Genomic DNA, 20,072 nt, shown 5'->3' on the forward strand with positions numbered 1-20,072 from the left:
TAATTAAGGAGATTCTATCTCATTATACTTCATTGATTTATACACAAAAGCCAGTCAATCTCGACTGGCTTTTGCTTATATAATAAATCTTATTCTCTTACCAATATCCTAGTGCTTTCCACCATAGTCCTCCTACTAGAATAAATATAATTAGTTGTCCCTTAAAAACAACTTAATTAAATATAAATCAATATATTACACTTATTTTTATGTGTTTTTTGTTTAAAAATATTACAAGTTTTAGTATATTTAGTATATAAACCTTGCAAATTTATTACAATGTTAGCACACAATAAAAACCCTAATCAAGTGAGTTTTTTATCAACTTTTGAAGAGATCTTAGATCGAAAACACGGCTTATACAAGTTGGCTAATAAAATAGATTGGAATGTTTTTGAGCAAGCATTTTCACCGTTGTATAGTAGTGGAAAAGGTCGTCCAGCAAAACCTATTAGATTAATGGTTGGGCTTTTAATGTTAAAACATATCCGTAATGTATCAGATGAAATGGTCGTGGTTCAATGGAGTGAAAACGCCTATTATCAATATTTTTGTGGAGAAGTATCTTTCGCTACAGGATCTCCATGTGAAGCCTCAGAGTTAGTGCATTTCAGAAATAGGATAGGCGAATCAGGAGTGGAGTTAATTTTAAAAGAAAGTATCCGTGTCAATGAAAAAGACAATGATGATGACAATGTGAATATAGATACAACTGTTCAAGAAAAAAATATTACCTACCCAACAGATGCAAAGCTTCACAATAAGATTATAAAAAAATGCAAGCAAATAGCAGAACAAGAAAACGTAAAAGTCAGACAGACTTATACACAAACTTTAAAGAAATTAGCAACCTTTCAACGCTTTAGAAATCATCCTAAGAATAGTGCAAAAGCAAACAAGGCAGATAGAAAAATAAAAACAATAGCAGGAAGACTTGTAAGAGAATTAGAAAGAAAGTTAGCTCCAAATTCCCTACACCATCCAACATTAGAAATATTTAAAAGAGTATTGTCTCAAAAAAGGAATACAACAGGTAAAATTTATTCCTTACATGAACAAGCAGTATGCTGTATCTCAAAAGGTAAAGAGCATAAGAAATATGAATTTGGGAATAAAGCTTCCTTTGTCAAAACAGACTCAGGAGTAATAGTAGGAGCTCTTGGGTTCCGTAATGAATATGACGGTCATACATTAGAAGCTGCATTAGAACAAGTAAATAGACTAACAGGTAAGGTTCCTAAAGTAGCAAAAGTTGATCGTGGTTATCGAGGCAAAAAGCAAGTAGGTGACACAGAAATACTAATCCCATCAACACCCAAAAAATCAGACAGTTATTACAAACGCAAGAAATTAAGCAACGCTCACAAAAAAAGAGCGGCAATAGAACCAGTAATAGGGCACCTTAAATCAGATCATAGATTAAATCGTAACTTCTATAAAGGAATTGTAGGAGATAATATCAATATTATGTTAGCTGCAGCTGCATTTAACTTTAAAAGGATGATGAATAAATGTAAATCATCTTTTTGGTTCTTCTTTACAGAAGCGTTTTATACAATAACCAACTTACTATTTTGCAATCTAAAGTTTAAAATGACTTTTTAAGGTTCGACTAATTAGATTAACCACACTAGTTACAAAACCTACTTTCCACCATTCTCCTAATGTTGTATATCCCGTTCCGAAAATAATCGGGGCTGTACCTGTACCATAATGTGTAAGTGACATCATTATAGATGATGAGAATCCTAGTACTAATGCCCATAACATCTCAGGTGCTCCAAGAGCTATACCTGCTGCGAAAAAGGCTGCAAACATCGCTGTAATATGCGCTGTAGTACTTGCAAAGAAATAGTGAGAATATACATATACTAGAAGCAGTATAAGCGTAGCTGGTATCCACGATAATCCTAATCCTGCAATACCTTTTCCTACTGTTGTAGCGAGCCATCCTACCAAACCTAGTTTACCTAAGAAACCTGCCATCATTACTAAGGCTGCAAACCATACTATCGTATCCCAAGCCCCTGTATTTTTTAATATATCTTCCCAAGTTAATACACCTGTGACAATAAGAATTCCCAATCCTAAGAAAGCTGCCGCTGTTGGTTGAACAGCAAAAGTATCTCCAAAAATCATTGCCGGAACTCCTGCCCATAACAATAATAAGATGGTAAACACTCCCATTGTAATATACTCAGGTAAAGAAATAGGTCCTAACTCATCTAATTGCTTTTTAGCAAATACTGGAGCATCAGGAGTTTTCTTTATCTCTGGTGGATAAATCATATAAATCACTAACGGCATCACGATTAAAGCTACTAAACCTGGTACTAAAGCTGCTAGTGCCCACATTCCCCATGTTATAGTGATTCCAGCAGTAGTACCTGCTAGCACCAAACTAACAATTAATGGATTAGGAGCTGTAGCGGTAATAAACATCGCTGAAGTAATAGGATTGGCATTATAGTTCACTAGTGCTAAATAACGTCCTATCTTTTCAGCAGACCCTTTCTCTGGTCTAGAGCCAAAACTCACTGCGATAGAACGCATAATAGGGTGTATAATTCCTCCTCCCCTTGCGGTATTACTTGGTGTTACAGGAGCTAAGATTGTTTCGGCAAAAGACAATGCATACGCAATCCCTAGTGTTCTTTTACCAAACAAGGAAATAAGGAAATATCCTATTCTAGCACCTAAGCCTGTTTTCTTTAAACTTATAGAGATCATCACTGCTACTCCAATAAGCCAAATTAAATCATTTGAAAAACCACTTAAAGCATCTGCTAAAGCTGCTTTAGAGTTATCTGGATTAGTTACACCTGTTATGGCTACTAAGGCTATCGCTACAATAGACACTGCTCCGATAGGTAGCGCCTTTCCAATAATAGCTGCGATAGTTCCAACGAATAATGCTAACAACTGCCACGCATTAGGACTAACGCCTTCTGGAACAGGGATAACAAACCAAATAATTAAAGTGATAGCGACCGCGATTAACGCTGGTACGGGTTTGATAGGTTCTAATTTACTTGCCATACGAGTAATTGATTTCTGTAGTAAGTTATAATCCCCAAATGAGTAAATACAATCTTAGTATAAAAGGGATATTTTTCACTACTTTTATTTATAATCTAAAATCAACAAAAATGCCAAACACACATTTTGTACAATATTTTTTTAGTTTTTTTATAACAAATAAGCACACTTAACTGTTATAATAGTATGTTTGTTATTTCTATTTTTCACTATTAAAGATAACACTTTATTATATAATATTTTTAGTTTCCAATCAATTTTTAACTACAAAAACCAAATTAACCACAACCTTAACACTATAAAATAATTAAAAAACCACAATCATTAACGTTTTTTAATATTATAATTCCGTTAATCCTTTATTAATAAAATCGTAAACTATGATATCCGTATATAAGATAAAGCCCTATTTTCAGAAATCGCTAATGCCAATACTAAATGCATTACACAAAAAGAAAATCACAGCTAATCAGATTACTGTATTCGCTATTGTCTTCTCTTTTGTATTAGCTGTGTTATTTTGGTATGCAGATAGCTACCACTTCTTCTTTCTTTGTTTACCTATCGGATTGCTTATTCGCATGGCATTAAATGCATTAGATGGCATGATGGCTAGGTTGTATAATCAGACTTCTAAGAAAGGCGAATTACTCAACGAGGTAGGTGATATTTTATCTGACTTTATCTTATTTATTCCTTTATTAAAGTTTCAACCAGAGAGCACCTATTTGATTGTCTTATTTATAGGCTTGAGTATTATCAATGAGTTCGCAGGGCTAATGGGAAAGATATTAGGTGGAGAGAGAAGATATGATGGTCCTATGGGCAAAAGCGATAGAGCATTAATATTGGGAATATATGGATTACTTCTGTTCTCTGGTGTTAATCTTAGCGGAGCATCTTTCTATATCTTTATCGTTATCAATTTACTATTACTATTAAGCACAATCACAAGATGCCGTAAAGCACTTAAAAACGCACAATAGATGACAAAGGAAGGAAAGTTTGCAGATGTACCCCTACGCGTTAGGACATGGTGTTATATCGTTGTAGTATTTGGCTTAGCACTACTACACCCCTTGAGTTTATTAATGTTCATTATGTTCCTAATCTATTGGGGACAACTAGAGTTATTTACTTTTGCCATCCCTATAGGATCCCTAAAGTTAGGAATAGTTGTATTGACTACCTTGATTATCACTATTTGTTTATTACTGCTACCTATTGAAGAGAGTTTACTTACTATACTTGGCTTAAGCATGATTGTTTCTGCTGGTATATACCTAAAATATAGAAACTATGCTTTCTTCTTAGTGATCATGACCTTTTACCTTCTATCTACTACTATGTTATTCTATATTGGGTTAGCAAAAGAAGGTTATAAATATCTCATTTTATTAGTTGTCCCAATGGAGCTAAACGATGTGAGTCAATATATGGCTGGCAAGCTATTCGGCAAGACTAAGATAACACCTCATATCAGCCCAAATAAAACACTAGAAGGCGTTATAGGTGGTATTGTGATGACTACAGGTATATTTAACCTGATGTACTATTTACTATTCTGGGAAGCCATTACGCTAAAGACTATTCTACTGGCGATGGCATTAAGTGTTTTAGGTTTTTTAGGAGACTTAACCTTCTCTTTAGTCAAACGAAGAGCAAATGTCAAAGACACAGGTACACTCCTTCCTGGACATGGAGGACTACTAGACCGTGTAGATAGTTTATTATACACCACTCCTCTATTTTATATTGTCATGTTATGGATCAAATAAAACCTTATAATCGCGTAGCGGTGTTCTCTGGTGGCGGAAGTCGCTTTGTGATGTACTGTGGTATGTATGTCGCGATGGTCGAACACAATATTCGACCTGATTTGATCATCTCAACCTGTGGAGCGACTATCTCTACATCGATTATACGCACCTTTAATACACCCGCGGCCATTAAAGAATATCTAGCGTCAGACGAATTTCTGACTGCTGCGATGAATACCTTTTTGACTAATCAGACGAGACTAGACCGCCTTCCGTACTACTGTATCAAGCACAGTAAGAAAAAAGAGAATGCTCCCTATCTATTAGACCTGTTTAGCAAGTATTTTGTTGATCAGCCTCAAAACCTAGATGAGAAGTTCCCTTCTCTACTAACTACACATACTGATGCGCCTGAGGTCATTACCCTTGGTTCTGAGATATTGTATACACCTGATCGAGTAAACAAAAAGAGAAAAGATGAGAAAGCTTTTAAGAAAATACTCATTCCTACTCCTAATGTTCCTCTTGATTCACTACATCAATATATTGATCAATATAAATTTGACACAAATAGTGCAGTAGAGAGAGATACAGAATTGCTTCTAGAAGTAGAGCCCTTAAGAGCGATGCGTATTAGTACATCTGATATGTTCTATATGGCACCTGCTCAGTATAGAGGTAAACAGTATTTAGGAGGAGCGATAGACCTTATCCCTTTTGAACTAGCCACTACATTAGGTAACGAAATATGGCTAGAACACAAAGCTCCTTATTCAGCCATGGAAGAAGGCTTAGTAAGAGCTGTATTTGGCTACAGTGGGAATGAACGACTTCAACAAGCAGCAGCTATCACAGCCAATAGATTAGACACCAGTGATATGAGACAAAAACTCTCTGGGGGCTATCTAAGCCGTAAAATCAATTGGAGAAAGTTTGCTTTAGAAATACAATTACCCATTTCTAAAGAAGACTGTAAAGAACAGATATTTAGACAATTTGACTATGGATATCAAGTAGTCCTTAATGCATTAAAACAATGAAAAATGTCTTTATCACAGGAGGTACATCAGGTATAGGATGGGCATTAGCTCAGCGTTATTTGCAAGAGGGCTATCGTGTAGGTATTGGCAGTCGAAATCCTCATAAAGAAGGACATGACTTCTCTGTACATCCTAATCTAACTGTCTATACAGTAGATGCAACAGACCTACCTCAACTACGAGATGTTATAAACACATTTAGTCAAACTAAGCTTGATATACTGATAGCAGGAGCAGGTAATTATACAGATAGTGCCTTAGAGCATATTTCATGGGAAGATACCAATGCCATGATAGACAACAATATCAAAGCAACCCTAAATGCATTAGAAGTAGCGAGAGGCTGTATGCAGGACAACGGAGGAACCATCGTCTGTATCGCTTCGATATCTACCTTTTTAGACTATAATGAAGCAACAATCTACACAAGGTGTAAGCAAGCAGTAGTAGCACTTACCAAAGCGTATCATCGCGCCTATAGGGATAAAGGGATTAAAGTCATCAGTGTGCATCCTGGTTATGTCGCTACACCTAGATTATTAGAGCTCAATAGTGATGATTTGTCTAAAAAACAATATGTTATCACTCCTACAGAAGCAGCTGATATCATTTATACTAATATTACACAAGGCAAAGAACTAATAGTCTTTCCTAAAAAGATGTATCGACTAATTCGCTGTTTACAGCTATTCCCTAAAGGAATATTACAACGTATTATGCACAAAAAAGCAAAATGGCAAAAGAAGAAATAACTCCTACTTTTAAACAACGAACCAAAGCAATGCTACTCTGTTATGCTGTCTTCATTATTTTATATATGGCAGCACAGTATTACGCTGTATATAGAGCATTGGATTGGTCTGTGACCTTAGCGATAGATCCCTATATCCCATTTATAGAGTGGATGATTATTCCCTATAGTACTAGTGGACTATTCTTCTTACTCGTTTTTTATTGGGTAGATTCTATTTATCAATTGAGATTACTGACTAAGCGTATGTTAGCAGTCACTATAATCGCCTTTATTGGGTTTATCGTATTCCCTATTCAGTTTACAGTAGAGAGACCTTTGCATACAGTGGCTTTGTTTAACCCCCTTTTTGACTTTATCACGACATGGGATACTCATTATAATCAAGCTCCATCCCTACATGTAGCCTATGCGATTGTGTTTATGACTGTTGTAGAACACACTAGAAGATTTAAGGCATTTACCAAAGTCTTCTTACATATCTGGCTTGCCTTAGTAGCGCTCTCTACACTATTTGTCTATCAGCATCACACCATAGATTTGATCACAGCCATTCTAGTTTGTTTAGGTACTTTTATCTTTCTACCAAACAAAGAGAAAGCTTTGTACCTCAATATAAAAAAAGGATTGATATACTTTGTTTTAGCGACTATGCTATTGGGTATTGTTTGTTATTCACTTGAGCGCTATACCTCTATTTTATTGCTTTGGATAGCGACTAACCTTATCTATATTGGCATTGCTTATATACAGAATAACATTTATTTCATCAAAGATAAACAAGGACAAATTAACTTGTGGAAATACCTTGTTCTACTGCCTTATATTACAACTTATTATATCCTGAGAAGACTAAACAAAGTCTATTACCCAGTAGAGGTCAAGGAGATGATCCCTCAGCTCTATATCGGATCTTTACTTTCTTCTAAAGAAGCTTCAGCTCATTTTGATTCAAGTGAAGTAATAACCTATGACCTATCTGCTGAGATGAAGGAGAACAGTTATTTATTACATCATTCTGCCTATCACTTTTATCCGCTTTTAGATGTAGGACAGGCCAATCAAGAATATATTCAGCATATCGTAACACATATTATTAACGCTTATCAAAACAAAAAAAACAATACTGTAATCTATATACACTGCGCTATGGGACTGTCTAGAAGCATGACTATAGCGGCTTTAGTTTACGCTTATTATACAGGTTGCACACAAAAAGATGCGCAGGCATATATACAATCTATTAATCAAAACGCTATCTTTAAATTATAAATTGCTATAAAAAACACTAATATATGATAGAAGGAACATTCACTAGCTTTGATAATGCAGCTATATTTTATAGAGCTTGGAATTACAAAGAAGGACAAAAAACAATGATTGTCCTACATCGTGGACATGAGCATTCTGCTCGTTTAGCAGAGTTTGCACAGAGTGCTCCATTTGCTAATTATAACGTATTTAGTTTTGACTTTAGAGGGCATGGATATACAGAACAGGAAGTATCTCCTAACTTTATGGACTATGTGCGAGACCTAGATGCCTTCGCTCATTACCTAAACCATACCTATCAGATACACTATCACGACACTTTCGTAGTAGCCAATAGTATTGCTGGGGTTATAGCAAGTGCTTGGGTACACGATTACGCTGTTCCTATCGCAGGTATGGCATTACTTGCTCCAGCATTCTCTATTAAACTATACGTTCCTTTGGCTAAAGAAATGATAGCACTGGGTACTAAGTTTAAACCAGATATGATTGTGACAAGCTATGTAAAGTCTAAGGTATTAACTCATGAAAAAGATCAACAAGTAGCTTACGATAGCGACCCGTTAATCACGAAGTTTATCAATGGGCGTATGCTTGTAGACTTATTGGATGCAGGAAAACGCATTGTAGATGATGCAGCGGCTATTACTGTACCTACGATTGTCTTCTCAGCTGGGAAAGATTACGTAGTCAAGAACAAATGGCAACAACGCTTCTTTCACAATCTAAGCAGTGACCTAAGAGAGTTTAAAACACTTAAAGACAGCTTCCACGGTATCTTATTTGAAAAAGGACGTGAACAAGTGTATAAAGACATTGCTAAGTTTATGGAGAAGAGCTTCGCTGCTCCTAAAGTAAAAATCAACCTAAAAGCGGATAAGTTTACTACTGATGAGTACTACCAAATGTTATTTGGTCTATTGCCATCTGTCGAATTGCTATCTTATAAAATCCAGAAGAAACTATTAGGTATAATAGGTCCTCTATCAGAAGGAATGCGATTAGGACTGTTATATGGTTTTGACTCTGGTATCTCTCTTGACTATGTGTATAAAAACACTCCTCAAGGGAAGTTAGGCTTCGGTAAAATAATGGATAAGAACTACCTTAACGCTATCGGATGGGCAGGTATTCGCCAACGAAAAGTTCATCTATTACAACAAATAGACAAACAGATAACGCTGTTACAAGAACAAGGAAAACCTATCAAGATACTAGACGTAGCGGGAGGTACTGGTAATTATTTATTCGACATCAAAGCAAAATACCCTGATGCAGAAATAGTAGTCAATGACTTTAAACGTTCGAATATTGAAGTCGGAGAAGCTTATATCAAACAGCACAATCTAACTGGTATTCGTTTTACGAACTATGATTGTTTTGATCTAAACACTTATCCGCTATTCAACTTTGAGCCAAATATTACTATCATTTCAGGTATTTTTGAATTATTTGATGATAACGATATGATTTGCAATACCATCAAAGGAATAAGTAGTATAGCGACTAACAACAGCGTGATTGTGTACACAGGACAGCCATGGCACCCACAGTTAAAAACAATTGCCTTTGTACTAAAGAGTCACAGAGATACAGACTGGGTAATGCGTCGTCGTTCTCAGTATGAACTTGATAAACTATTCGCTTATAACAGCGTGTTTAAACAGAATATGTTAATCGATAACTATGGTATATTCACAGTATCCGTAGGTAAGATTGTCAAATCATAAATAACAAAAGCCCTCAATGATGAGGGCTTTTTTATTACTACTCAGATTGCTCTAAGTAGCCTAATTTTGTGAAGGTGTGAAGGTGTGAAATCGCTGTTTTCTGTTCCCCGTTCCCTGTTTTCCGTGACACGCATAATAATGCGTCTCTACATGATGTGACAGATGTTCCTCCTTGCGCAAACTCTCCCGACTTTCCTATTTTCTGTTCCCTGTTTCCCGTTCCCTGTTTCCCGTTCCCTGTTTCCCTGTTTCCCGTTCCCTGTTTCCTGTTTCCTGTGACACGCATAGTAATCGTCTCTACATGATGTGACGGATGTACAAAACTCTTAACTAATTACTTAAACTTCTCTAGGTAGTCTAGTGTGTTTACTAACTCATACTTAGGGCTGCGTTCTAACCACATATTAAAGAATGCAGTATGCGTTCCCCCCATTAATATAAATACACGATCATCTTTCGTCAGTGGTATTTGGTTTAGGTTAGAATACATCACTAAGTTACGGTGATAGAATTTAGCTGCTTCATCAGCTCCTTCAGACTTGCCTGGAGAAGACACATGAGTCAGCATATCAGCATTCAGATTAATCAAAGCATCGAATACCTCTTTTTTATTATTGAAGTAAAGCATTTGCTTCACATCCCTCATCTTTTTTTCTCCTTCATCTAATACTTTAAAACAAGCCGCCATATAATCATCATATAATTGCTTATCATTGTACCTTCCTACTTTCTGTGCTATCATATAGTTATATCCTTCAGAATAATCTATACCATATAGTTTATCTACATTAGTTAATCGTCCTAATTCAAAAGCTAATAAAGTTATTTCATTAGGGTTTTTAAATACCTTATTGGGATTTGTCAAGTACTCCTGATAAGACTTGTTTAAACTCTCGTTAGATTCTGGTAATTGCTCTACGATAATCACAGTTGGTTTAAAGGCCGCTAAAGCTCTAGCTACCTCGTGTATCATCTCCTTGTTTTTGGAATTGTGTTCATCGAACTCTGTAGTACTCGCATCAGATGTATACCCCATGTGAAACGTTCCCATATTCAGTACTGGGATAGGGTGTTCTGATTTTAGATTATCGTTTACTTGAGCATTGGCTATTTGCCCTCCCATTAAACACATCGCAAATAAACTGAATAATTTAGTTCTCATAATTGTTTATTTTTTTATAGTTCTATTTTTTTGTTTTTTGGTGATGTCGTAACGTGTATTCTCCCGACTTCCCTATTTCCAATTTCCAGTTTCCAGTTTCCTTAAACTTCTTTAAATATTCTTTTGATTATAGGACAAAGATGAAATAGTAAGCACTTTCTCTTTTTACTTTTTCGACCAACACTCTATTTTATCCGATGAACACTCTTTATTTAAAAACTAAGTTTTTATAGCTTTACAAAAAACAATACTTATGAAGACAGTAGAGGTTTTATCCATCCAAAAAGAAAGAAAATTACACTTACTCTTATGGCTATTCATCATCTATATTTACTATGTTCACTTAGATTATAATGCTCCATATTTAATTAGATTTACTGATTTCTCTATTCTAAATAATACCACTGCTATCATCTTCGTTAGCGTTTTTTACTTTCATTACCTTTACATTATGCCTCAAGTGATGAAGTCGTTCACTTGGAAAAAAGTTTTTCTAGGATGGCTATCTTCTTATCTCTTTTTCTTGGTAATAAGAGCTTTTATAGAACAAGGCGTCATATTGTGGATATGGGGCGTACAGAATTATTACCCTGGTACTCCAGTATTATTTTACATCTTTGACAACTTATACTTTAGTCTAATTCCTATTCTTTCTTCTACTATCACTTTTATTATCATCTATTTGATTCGAAGTCTACAATTAAATCAAATTATAAAACAAGAAAAGAATGAAGTAGAATTGCGCTTTTTAAAATCACAGATAAATCCTCATTTCGTCTTTAATACACTAAACAATATCTATTCTTTAGTCTATCAGAAGTCTGAACAGGCGCTCCCTGCTATAGATAAACTAAGTCAACTCATGAGGTATATGACTTATGAAACGGATACAGATCATATAGAACTTCAAAAAGAAATCAACTATATACAGGACTTCATTGACCTAGAGAAAATGCGTATCGCAGGACAAACACATATCATCCTAGACATAGATATAGAAAATCCTAGTCTACTCATTCCTCCTTTATTGTTACTTCCTTTCATAGAGAATGGTTTTAAACATGGAATATTGACAGATCAAGAACATCCTTTTACAATTGCGATTAAACAGCACAATAACCTACTTGAAATAGATACTCAAAACAAGACTAACAATTATAACAAGGATAAGACTAGTGGAATAGGTCTAGCCAATATCCACAAACGCTTAGATTTACAATTTCAGAATAAACATACTTTGAAAATTACAGAAGAAGCGAATATCTTTACTTGCCAACTATCCATTGAATTATGAATCCTATCCGATGCTATATACTAGATGACGAACCCTTAGCGGTAGCCTTACTAAGCGATTATGTACAGAAGTCTCCTCAGCTAGAGCTAGTAGGAAGCTCTACCTCTGCATTAACAGCTTTAACTGAATTACAACAACTAGACATAAACCTGTGCTTCATCGATATACAAATGCCTGAACTAACAGGACTGCAAATCATGAATCTACTGGGGAGAAAGGCTTACTTCATCATCACCTCAGCGTATAACCAATATGCATTAGAAGGATATGAACATAATGTAATCGATTATCTATTAAAACCGATTACCTATGAGCGTTTTTTTAAAAGCATACAGAAGGCTTCTCCCATTATACAGCAAAATAATATAGTGACAACTCCTCCAAAAATAGATCAAGAGAATCACTTATTTATCAAAACAGATGGTAAGCATATCAAAGTACTCTTTAATGATTTAAAGTATATAGAAGGGTTAAAAGATTATTTGGTATTACATCTAGTGAATGAACGTCTTATCACGCTATGCACTTTAAAGGAGATGGAAGATAAACTACCTAGTCATCAATTTATCCGTGTACATAAATCCTTTATTATCAACAAACAACACTTAGATACTATAGAGCGCAATAGACTATATATAGATAAGGCCATCATCCCTATAGGAGAAACTTATAAAAAATTGGTATTAGGTCAATTATTAAAGGAATAAGTTCTCTTCTATTATTTAAACATAATCGATTAATTATTACTCTGATATATAGTTTAAATACACCTATTACCTTATTTACAATGTTGGATTTATCTAATCAACTGTAAGTAGATTTTACTCTTGTTGTACTCCCAATTCTACTTGCTTTGACATATTTCAATACTAAATCTAATATCCATCCTTCGTGACTCCGTTAAAACATCCAAAATAACGGACTCACTACGGACTCATAACGGACTCACTACGAACTCATACCAATTAAATACCGTATAACTCTTTACTATAAGAACACTCTGGATACAAAAAAAAGAAGGTGATCTTTCGGATCACCTTCTAAGTGTTGAGTTAATCTTAAAACAACAATAATGAACTATGTGAGGTAAAATTACTTGATTCCAATTCAAAATAAATATAGATATCAAATGTAATTAGAAGAATACTAACTCATTTCAATGTTTTATATCTAATGAAGTATATTCAGACAAATAAGAATTAAAAAAAGGCTACATCACTGTAACCTTCTAAAAATTTCTTAACACTTTAATTGTAATTGTTTCCTTTTCTAAGGAAAGAAAAATAATAACGAAAGATTGATAAAAAGATAAGGGCAATTCTACTCTATCAATCTCTCATCGTTTTTAATTTGTTTGGTTACTGCAAGCTATTACATTTGATAAGAAGAACAAACTATAAAAGCTGACCAATTTCAAACATTATCCCCCCTATTCCACTTTTACACTTTGAATTATAGTGACAACACCTCTATTTCTTGGTTTTGGACAGTCAGAACTTGGTAATTATTTAACAACACTAAAGGCAATTTATCCTTATATTCTTGATATACTTGTTCAGCTACTTCTGTAAAAGGTTCACATCCATAATGTACTAAAGGATATTGATCTATCATTCCCATTGCCTTGTATTCTGTCAACTTAGGGGCAAATGATTTGTCATCCATTGCCTCTATATATCGAATGTCAGGACACATCACAACACTTCCTGCCGAAGTCCCTATATACAGCTTCCCTTTAGACACCTCTGCTTTTATTAAGTAATCAGCACCCATTTCTTTTAAAGTTTGGAGTAGGTAAAAAGAATTTCCGCCTGATACAAAAATGTAATCATTAGTACTTACTTTCTCTCTGATTTCTTCATTACTTGCTGTACTCAGTTCTAATACATCTACAATGATTCCTAAACTTTCGAAAGCTCTTTTGTCATTTTCTACATGTCCCACATACTCTTCTACTACACTGGCTGTGGGAATAAAAGTCACCCTTTTTCCTTTTACTTCTTCACCAGCAAAGTCACTAAATAAGCTAACTACATCACAGAATGAAGAACTTAAAAACATCTTTATCACGATACAAATTCTTAAAATTGATAAAACTAAAGTACAATTCTTACTAATACGCTTTTGCGATTAATTATAGCTATTTTCAAACCACAATTTACTATATTGACCTCAGTATAAACTCAATGTTAACTGAGAAGAAGAGAATCTCTCTTTATTCTCTAATTCTAATAAGAATTTCTTTCTCCAAATCCCTCCTCTGTAGCCTGTTAGACTACCATCAGTACCTATAATTCGGTGGCATGGAATCACAATAGCTATTCTATTCATCCCATTCGCATTCGCTACAGCTCTAATACTTTTTGGAATCTGTAGATACTCCGACTGTTCTTTATAAGACTTTGTTTCTCCATAAGGGATATGGAGAAGTCCATTCCACACCTGTTGTTGGAATGCTGTTCCTATTAGATCTAATGCAACACTAAAAGTAATCAGCTCTCCTTCAAAGTACTTCTTTAACTCCTCTTTCAACTGGGTAATATGTTTGTTCTCTCCAGATACAATCACGGCATTCTTCTCTTTACTAAGATGATCATACTCCTTCTGTATTCCCTCAATATCAGCAAACTCTAATAAACAAATTCCCTTATCTGTAGCACAGACCACGATAGTACCGATAGGAGTTTCTAGTTGTTGTAAATCTATAATACATTGTTCTGTACTTTGTCCCATAACGAATAGAGCTTATTTTCAGTCTACTAATTTAAAACTAGAATACACATCGACCAAATACTACAAAACAATTCTACTCCTGAAATCTTTCATTCATTCTATAGCTATACTTAAATCACTTAGGACTATCTGTCCTATATAATTACTCTTGACAACAACTCTATTCTAAAATAAAATAGGTTCCGAGAAACAATCGGAACCTATTCAATGCTGACTTACTAATCAAGTCATTTATAAAGAAATCTACTAGCCAACTAAATGAGTAAATAGTGCTTCATTATCATTTAAATACTGATAATTAAAATTATGTTTCTCTAATTGTTTAATCAGATGATCATAATCGAGTCTGTTGGCTAATTCTATCCCCACTACTGCAGGGCCTCTCTCTCTATTATTCTTTTTGGAAAACTGAAAATAAGTGATATCATCATCTTTTCCGAGTACTTCATTGACAAACTCCTTTAACGCTCCTGGGCGTTGTGGAAAATTAACGATGAAATAATGCTTTAACCCTTCATATAAGAGTGAGCGTTCTTTTATCTCTTCTGTACGCGTAATATCGTTATTACTTCCACTTACTATACAGACTACCTTTTTGCCCACCAATTTATCTTTATACAAATCAAGAGCGGCTATACTCAAAGCTCCAGCTGGCTCTACCACAAGTGCTTCTTCATTATAAAGCTTGAGAATAGTAGTACATACCTTTCCTTCGGCTACTGTTATTACATCGTGCAAACTCTCTTTACAAATAGCAAAGTTTAAATCTCCAACTCGCTTAACAGCAGCCCCATCTACAAAGGTATCTACTGTATTTAATGCCGTATTCACATTCTCTTGAATAGAAGTCTGCATAGATGCTGCCCCTACTGGTTCTACTCCTACTATCTGAGTATGTGGGCTTAGGTGCTTAAATACAGTACTAACTCCGGCTGCTAAACCTCCTCCTCCAATAGGGACAAATACATAATCAATAGGCTCTTTCATAGCCTGTAATACTTCTAATGCTACAGTACCCTGACCTGCGATTACCTCTTCATCATCAAAAGGATGAATAAACACCGCTTTATTCTCTTTACAATATAAGCTTGCTTCTGCATAACAGGCGTCAAATGTATCTCCTTTCAAAACGATGTTTACCTTGTCCCTGCCGAATAGTTTGACTTGATCTATCTTCTGTTTAGGAGTAGTAATCGGCATAAATATCGTTGCGTGAATATCTAGGTGATGACAAGCAAAAGCGACTCCCTGCGCATGATTACCTGCACTAGCACATACTACACCTCCAGACTGCTCGTCTGGAGTAAGTGTAGTGACCTTATTATATGCTCCTCTCAACTTATAAGAACGGACAGGTTGTAAATCTTCTCTTTTCAAATAGATATCTGCCTGATATACTGTACTTAGGTTTAGATTTTTCATTAAAGGAGTCTGGACGACGACTCGTGCAATATTCTGTTGTGCTTGATATACTTTTGTCAATAAGTTCATGATTGGGATGGTCTTAGTTTTCTCACCTCAGCACCTGTTTGCCAAAGTTCGCTTTCTCTTAATTCTTTTAATTCTTCTTCTAGCTTAGCTCTGTAATCTTTCTCGCTATTTGCCTTAATCACAATCTCTGCCTCTCTTCCTGACGCTACACTCTCATATAACTCTTTAAATACAGGAGTAGTAGCATCTCTAAACTTATCTTTCCAATCTAGTGCTCCTCGCTGTGCTGTAGTAGAACAATTAGCATACATCCAGTCCATTCCTCGATCTGCTACTAAAGGCATTAAACTCTGTGTCAACTCCTCTACTGTCTCATTAAATGCTTCGCTAGGTGTATGTCCTTTTGCTCTTAGTACATTGTACTGCGCTTCAAAAATACCTGCGATAGCTCCCATTAACACTCCTCGTTCTCCAGTCAAATCACTATAAGCTTCTCGCTCAAATGTTGTTTCAAACAAATAACCTGAACCAATAGCAATACCTACGGCTAAAGCTCTCTCCTGTGCTCTACCTGTAGCATCTTGGAAAATAGCATAGCTTGAGTTTAGTCCACATCCTTCTAAAAACAATGTACGCAATGATGTTCCTGACCCTTTCGGTGCTACTAAAAACACATCTATTCCTGCTGGTGGAATAATATTCGTTTTCTGATGAAAAGCTACTCCAAAGCCATGAGAAAAATACAATGCTTTACCTGCTGATAGATTACCTTTAACTGTCTCCCATGTATGGATTTGTCCTGCATCTGATAGTAGGTTCATGATAATTGTACCACGTTGGCAAGCTTCTTCAATATCAAATAGCGTTTCTCCTTCTACCCATCCATCCGCTACTGCCTTATCCCAACTAGTAGAATTCTTGCGTTGCCCTACGATCACATTGATCTTATTATCTCTTAAATTCTGTGCCTGTCCTGGTCCTTGTACTCCATAACCAATAACAGCCAACACTTCATTCTTTAATACTTCTCTTGCTTTATCTAATGTAAATTCTTCTCTAGTCACTACATTCTCTAGTGTTCCTCCAAAATTAATTTGTCCCATTTTTTATAGTTTTTTGTGATTTTGTTTTTTTGTGATTTCGTGAAATCGTTTTTTTGTGATGTTGTGATGTTGTGATGTTGGCGCGGATTTGTAATCCGTGACATATATCTCGTTTAAAGCTCTCTTGACTTCCCTGTTCCCTGTTCCCTGTTCCCAGTTTTCTGTTTTCTGTTTCCTGTTTCCTGTTTCCTATTTTCTATTTTCTAACGTAGCGCCTACCTAGTAAGAGTAGTGCGACAAAGCGGTGACTCCCTAGCCGAAGGCAACTTCCTTAAGGCGTAGCCATACATTCTTAATTCTTAATTTTAGATTCTTAATTCCCCGAAGGGTAAACATTCTTAGTTCTTAATCAAATAAAGCTCTTCATAGTTCATAGGCTTCGTAATCGCTACTCTGCCAGAACGAGTAAACTCTAGTACACCATAACTAGACAACTGAGTAAAAAGATTCTCTATTTCTTCTATATACCCTGTTTTCTCTATCGCTATAAAATCTTTATCTACTGATAATATTCTAGCTTGATTCGCTCTAATGATTTGTTCTACTTGGGTATTAGACAATAAATTTGTCTTTACTTTATAAAGTGCTAGCTCTTGGTAAATAATATCACTATTCTTATGTGCAAATACCTTAAACACCTCTACTAATCGCTCTAACTGACCAATCAATTTATCAACTTGCTCTTGTGTACTTTTAAATACTACGGTGTATTTAAAAACCTGTTTTATCTCAGATTCTGACACTGTAAGACTATCTAGATTAATATGTCTACGCGTAAAAACATTGGTTATTCTCGTCAGCATCCCAATACTATTTTCAGTAAAAACTGACAATGTGAATTCCTCTTTCATACTCCTTGTCTTTTAATTTAATAATACATCAGAAACACTTGCTCCTGTTGGAATCATTGGATATACATTTTCTTCCTTCTCTACTACTATTTCTAATAGATAAGCTCCCGGATGAACAAGCATCTCTTCTAATGCATGTCTTAAGTCAGTTGCATGTTCTACTTTATTGCCTTTGATATTATACGATTGAGCAATACCTACGAAATTAGGGTTGTTCATCTCCGTAAAACTATACCTCTTCTCAAAGAACATCTGCTGCCACTGTCTTACCATTCCTAAAAAACTGTTGTTTAGAATAATCATTTTCACCCCTATATTACTTTGCATAATTGTACCTAGTTCTTGAATATTCATCTGAAAACCTGCGTCCCCTGCTATCGCAACTACCGTTTGTTGAGGATTGCCTAGCTTAGCACCTACAGCCGCAGGAAGAGCAAACCCCATTGTCCCCAATCCTCCAGAAGTGATATTTGTCTTAGGTGAATTGTACTGATAATGACGGGCTGTTATCATCTGATGTTGTCCTACATCCGTTACAATGACAACTTCCCCTTTTGTCAATTCTGTCAATAACTTAACAGCATCCTCCATCATAATCTTGTCTGTATTGACTTGCTGTTTGTGAACTCTCAACTGTTCTACTTCATATGCTTTGCCTTGTTTAAACTCAGAAAGCCAATCCTTATGAGTACGCTGTTCTACTAGTTCAATCAAAGTATTTAATGCCTTTTTAGCATCACTTCGTATTCCGATATCTGCCTTAATAATCTTATTTAACTCTGCTGCATCTATATCAATATGAATAACCTTAGCTTGCTTTGCATATCGAGATACATCTCCAGTTACCCTATCGTCAAAGCGCATTCCTATAGCGATTAATACATCACACTCATTCGTCTTTACATTCGCTGCATAATCACCATGCATTCCAAGCATTCCACAGAAATGACTATGATTACTAGGCAATGCTCCTAAACCTAAAAGCGTGGAAGCAGTAGGTATATCTGTCTTTTCTACAAAGGCTTTTAACTCTTGTTCTGCATGACTTAATAATACCCCTTGTCCTACTAACAAATAAGGTTTTTTTGCCTTATTAATTAAATCAGCTGCTTGGTGAAAGCGTTCTAAATCGACTGGAGGTTCTGGAGCATAACTTCTCACCTCAGAACATGGTTTATATTCAAAAGCAGTCATTCCGAACTGAGCATCCTTTGTGATATCAATCACAACAGGTCCAGGTCTTCCAGCCTTCGCTAGATAAAATGCTTTGGCAATAGTAGGTGCTATCTCTGAAGCCTTAGTCACTTGGTAGTTCCACTTCGTAATCGGCATCGAAATACCTATTACATCTGTCTCCTGAAACGCATCTGTCCCCAATAATTGAGATGTTACCTGTCCTATAATGCACACCACAGGTGTTGAATCAATATAGGCATCTGCTAACCCTGTAATCAAATTAGTTGCTCCTGGTCCTGAAGTAGCAAAGACTACTCCTACTTTTCCAGAAGCTCGTGCAAATCCTTGTGCTGCGTGTATTGCTCCTTGTTCATGGCGCACTAAAATGTGTTCTAGCTCATCCATTTTGTCATAAAGAGCGTCATAGATGGGCATTATGGCCCCACCTGGGTACCCGAATATTGTCTCTACTCCTTCACACAACAAAGAAGATATTACTGCTTGTGCTCCTGTTATTTGTTCTTGTTGCATATTTTGTGTTTTTTTGAAATCGTTTTTTTTGTGATGTTGTAAGGTTGTGAAACCGTCTTTTTGTGATGACGTGATATCGTGATGTTGTTTTGTAGGGCGAATTGCAATTCGCCCCTACCGTTGTGTGCCGATAGGACGTGATGTTGTGATGGTGCGGATTTTTAATCCGTGACGTGTATTCTCCTGACTTTCCTGTTCC

Annotated in this window: 17 protein-coding genes; 9 read left to right on the top strand and 8 right to left on the bottom strand. The window is 35.6% G+C overall.

Translation table 11 applies throughout. The features are described 5' to 3' along the window. The first annotated feature begins 279 nt into the window (after positions 1–279). Positions 280–1,605: an IS5 family transposase gene (locus tag E0Z07_RS16575; RefSeq protein ID WP_131541011.1), complete on the top strand. Its 1,326-nt coding sequence runs from the start codon at positions 280–282 to the stop codon at positions 1,603–1,605. Here the strand turns inward: E0Z07_RS16575 and E0Z07_RS16580 are convergent. Further along, positions 1,582–3,039 (bottom strand): DASS family sodium-coupled anion symporter, encoded by a 1,458-nt coding sequence (locus E0Z07_RS16580; protein WP_131541012.1) that lies wholly within the window; start codon positions 3,037–3,039, stop codon positions 1,582–1,584. The two genes, E0Z07_RS16575 and E0Z07_RS16580, sit on opposite strands and share 24 nt — an antisense overlap. 380 nt (positions 3,040–3,419) lie before the next feature. On the opposite strand from E0Z07_RS16580, the gene E0Z07_RS16585 reads away from it, so the two are divergent. Genes E0Z07_RS16585 through E0Z07_RS16610 form a run of 6 tightly spaced genes read left to right on the top strand, consistent with a single transcriptional unit; the run spans position 3,420 to position 9,592 of the window. Then, positions 3,420–4,025 (top strand): CDP-alcohol phosphatidyltransferase family protein, encoded by a 606-nt coding sequence (locus E0Z07_RS16585; RefSeq protein ID WP_006261606.1) that lies wholly within the window; start codon positions 3,420–3,422, stop codon positions 4,023–4,025. Beyond that, complete coding sequence (locus E0Z07_RS16590) at positions 4,026–4,817, top strand: phosphatidate cytidylyltransferase (protein ID WP_131541013.1); 792 nt, start codon at positions 4,026–4,028, stop codon at positions 4,815–4,817. Continuing rightward, positions 4,805–5,839 (top strand): patatin-like phospholipase domain-containing protein, encoded by a 1,035-nt coding sequence (locus tag E0Z07_RS16595; RefSeq protein ID WP_006261608.1) that lies wholly within the window; start codon positions 4,805–4,807, stop codon positions 5,837–5,839. Before E0Z07_RS16590 ends, E0Z07_RS16595 begins: the two co-directional genes overlap by 13 nt. Continuing rightward, complete coding sequence (locus E0Z07_RS16600; RefSeq protein ID WP_006264091.1) at positions 5,836–6,591, top strand: SDR family oxidoreductase; 756 nt, start codon at positions 5,836–5,838, stop codon at positions 6,589–6,591. The genes E0Z07_RS16595 and E0Z07_RS16600 overlap by 4 nt, the downstream gene beginning before the upstream one ends. Beyond that, the gene (locus E0Z07_RS16605) at positions 6,573–7,862 is read left to right on the top strand and encodes a phosphatase PAP2 family protein (RefSeq protein WP_131541014.1); all 1,290 of its coding nucleotides are present in this window, start codon (positions 6,573–6,575) and stop codon (positions 7,860–7,862) included. The genes E0Z07_RS16600 and E0Z07_RS16605 overlap by 19 nt, the downstream gene beginning before the upstream one ends. A 23-nt stretch (positions 7,863–7,885) precedes the next feature. Continuing rightward, positions 7,886–9,592, top strand: a complete 1,707-nt coding sequence (locus E0Z07_RS16610; protein ID WP_006261611.1) for a bifunctional alpha/beta hydrolase/class I SAM-dependent methyltransferase — start codon at positions 7,886–7,888, stop codon at positions 9,590–9,592. Between the two features lie 334 nt (positions 9,593–9,926). On the opposite strand, the gene E0Z07_RS16620 is transcribed toward E0Z07_RS16610, so the two are convergent. Further along, positions 9,927–10,754, bottom strand: a complete 828-nt coding sequence (locus E0Z07_RS16620) for a DUF5694 domain-containing protein (RefSeq protein WP_006261612.1) — start codon at positions 10,752–10,754, stop codon at positions 9,927–9,929. 253 nt (positions 10,755–11,007) lie between these two features. On the opposite strand from E0Z07_RS16620, the gene E0Z07_RS16625 reads away from it, so the two are divergent. Further along, a complete protein-coding gene (locus E0Z07_RS16625; protein ID WP_006261613.1) occupies positions 11,008–12,048 on the top strand; it encodes a sensor histidine kinase in 1,041 nt (346 codons plus the stop codon). Beyond that, positions 12,045–12,755, top strand: a complete 711-nt coding sequence (locus E0Z07_RS16630) for a LytR/AlgR family response regulator transcription factor (RefSeq protein ID WP_006261614.1) — start codon at positions 12,045–12,047, stop codon at positions 12,753–12,755. The genes E0Z07_RS16625 and E0Z07_RS16630 overlap by 4 nt, the downstream gene beginning before the upstream one ends. 745 nt (positions 12,756–13,500) lie before the next feature. Here E0Z07_RS16630 and E0Z07_RS16635 read toward each other — a convergent pair. The 6 genes from E0Z07_RS16635 to ilvB form a co-directional block, all read right to left on the bottom strand. Next, complete coding sequence (locus E0Z07_RS16635) at positions 13,501–14,109, bottom strand: Type 1 glutamine amidotransferase-like domain-containing protein (RefSeq protein ID WP_006261615.1); 609 nt, start codon at positions 14,107–14,109, stop codon at positions 13,501–13,503. A gap of 111 nt (positions 14,110–14,220) precedes the next feature. Continuing rightward, on the bottom strand, positions 14,221–14,781 hold the full coding sequence (locus tag E0Z07_RS16640) for a methylated-DNA--[protein]-cysteine S-methyltransferase (RefSeq protein WP_006261616.1): 561 nt from the start codon (positions 14,779–14,781) through the stop codon (positions 14,221–14,223). A 246-nt stretch (positions 14,782–15,027) separates the two neighbouring features. After that, entirely contained in the window at positions 15,028–16,272 is a 1,245-nt protein-coding gene (ilvA, locus tag E0Z07_RS16645; RefSeq protein WP_006261617.1) for a threonine ammonia-lyase IlvA, read from the bottom strand. Next, positions 16,269–17,315, bottom strand: coding sequence for a ketol-acid reductoisomerase (gene ilvC / locus E0Z07_RS16650; RefSeq protein WP_006258342.1), 1,047 nt, complete (start codon positions 17,313–17,315; stop codon positions 16,269–16,271). Before ilvC ends, ilvA begins: the two co-directional genes overlap by 4 nt. 338 nt (positions 17,316–17,653) lie before the next feature. Further along, positions 17,654–18,166, bottom strand: coding sequence for an acetolactate synthase small subunit (gene ilvN / locus E0Z07_RS16655; protein WP_006258343.1), 513 nt, complete (start codon positions 18,164–18,166; stop codon positions 17,654–17,656). 12 nt (positions 18,167–18,178) lie between these two features. Beyond that, positions 18,179–19,873: a biosynthetic-type acetolactate synthase large subunit gene (gene ilvB, locus E0Z07_RS16660; protein WP_006261618.1), complete on the bottom strand. Its 1,695-nt coding sequence runs from the start codon at positions 19,871–19,873 to the stop codon at positions 18,179–18,181. Between the last annotated feature and the right edge of the window lie 199 nt (positions 19,874–20,072).

Source organism: Myroides odoratimimus (assembly GCF_004337635.1).
GTDB classification, from domain to species: domain Bacteria; phylum Bacteroidota; class Bacteroidia; order Flavobacteriales; family Flavobacteriaceae; genus Flavobacterium; species Flavobacterium odoratimimum.

What these genes read in the sequence shown, in the direction of transcription:
- E0Z07_RS16575 (WP_131541011.1), top strand. Translation starts at nt 280, where the DNA reads ATGTTAGCACACAATAAAAACCCTAATCAAGTGAGTTTTTTATCAACT.
- E0Z07_RS16580 (WP_131541012.1), bottom strand. Translation starts at nt 3,039, where the DNA reads ATGGCAAGTAAATTAGAACCTATCAAACCCGTACCAGCGTTAATCGCG.
- E0Z07_RS16585 (WP_006261606.1), top strand. Translation starts at nt 3,420, where the DNA reads ATGATATCCGTATATAAGATAAAGCCCTATTTTCAGAAATCGCTAATG.
- E0Z07_RS16590 (WP_131541013.1), top strand. Translation starts at nt 4,026, where the DNA reads ATGACAAAGGAAGGAAAGTTTGCAGATGTACCCCTACGCGTTAGGACA.
- E0Z07_RS16595 (WP_006261608.1), top strand. Translation starts at nt 4,805, where the DNA reads ATGGATCAAATAAAACCTTATAATCGCGTAGCGGTGTTCTCTGGTGGC.
- E0Z07_RS16600 (WP_006264091.1), top strand. Translation starts at nt 5,836, where the DNA reads ATGAAAAATGTCTTTATCACAGGAGGTACATCAGGTATAGGATGGGCA.
- E0Z07_RS16605 (WP_131541014.1), top strand. Translation starts at nt 6,573, where the DNA reads ATGGCAAAAGAAGAAATAACTCCTACTTTTAAACAACGAACCAAAGCA.
- E0Z07_RS16610 (WP_006261611.1), top strand. Translation starts at nt 7,886, where the DNA reads ATGATAGAAGGAACATTCACTAGCTTTGATAATGCAGCTATATTTTAT.
- E0Z07_RS16620 (WP_006261612.1), bottom strand. Translation starts at nt 10,754, where the DNA reads ATGAGAACTAAATTATTCAGTTTATTTGCGATGTGTTTAATGGGAGGG.
- E0Z07_RS16625 (WP_006261613.1), top strand. Translation starts at nt 11,008, where the DNA reads ATGAAGACAGTAGAGGTTTTATCCATCCAAAAAGAAAGAAAATTACAC.
- E0Z07_RS16630 (WP_006261614.1), top strand. Translation starts at nt 12,045, where the DNA reads ATGAATCCTATCCGATGCTATATACTAGATGACGAACCCTTAGCGGTA.
- E0Z07_RS16635 (WP_006261615.1), bottom strand. Translation starts at nt 14,109, where the DNA reads ATGTTTTTAAGTTCTTCATTCTGTGATGTAGTTAGCTTATTTAGTGAC.
- E0Z07_RS16640 (WP_006261616.1), bottom strand. Translation starts at nt 14,781, where the DNA reads ATGGGACAAAGTACAGAACAATGTATTATAGATTTACAACAACTAGAA.
- ilvA (WP_006261617.1), bottom strand. Translation starts at nt 16,272, where the DNA reads ATGAACTTATTGACAAAAGTATATCAAGCACAACAGAATATTGCACGA.
- ilvC (WP_006258342.1), bottom strand. Translation starts at nt 17,315, where the DNA reads ATGGGACAAATTAATTTTGGAGGAACACTAGAGAATGTAGTGACTAGA.
- ilvN (WP_006258343.1), bottom strand. Translation starts at nt 18,166, where the DNA reads ATGAAAGAGGAATTCACATTGTCAGTTTTTACTGAAAATAGTATTGGG.
- ilvB (WP_006261618.1), bottom strand. Translation starts at nt 19,873, where the DNA reads ATGCAACAAGAACAAATAACAGGAGCACAAGCAGTAATATCTTCTTTG.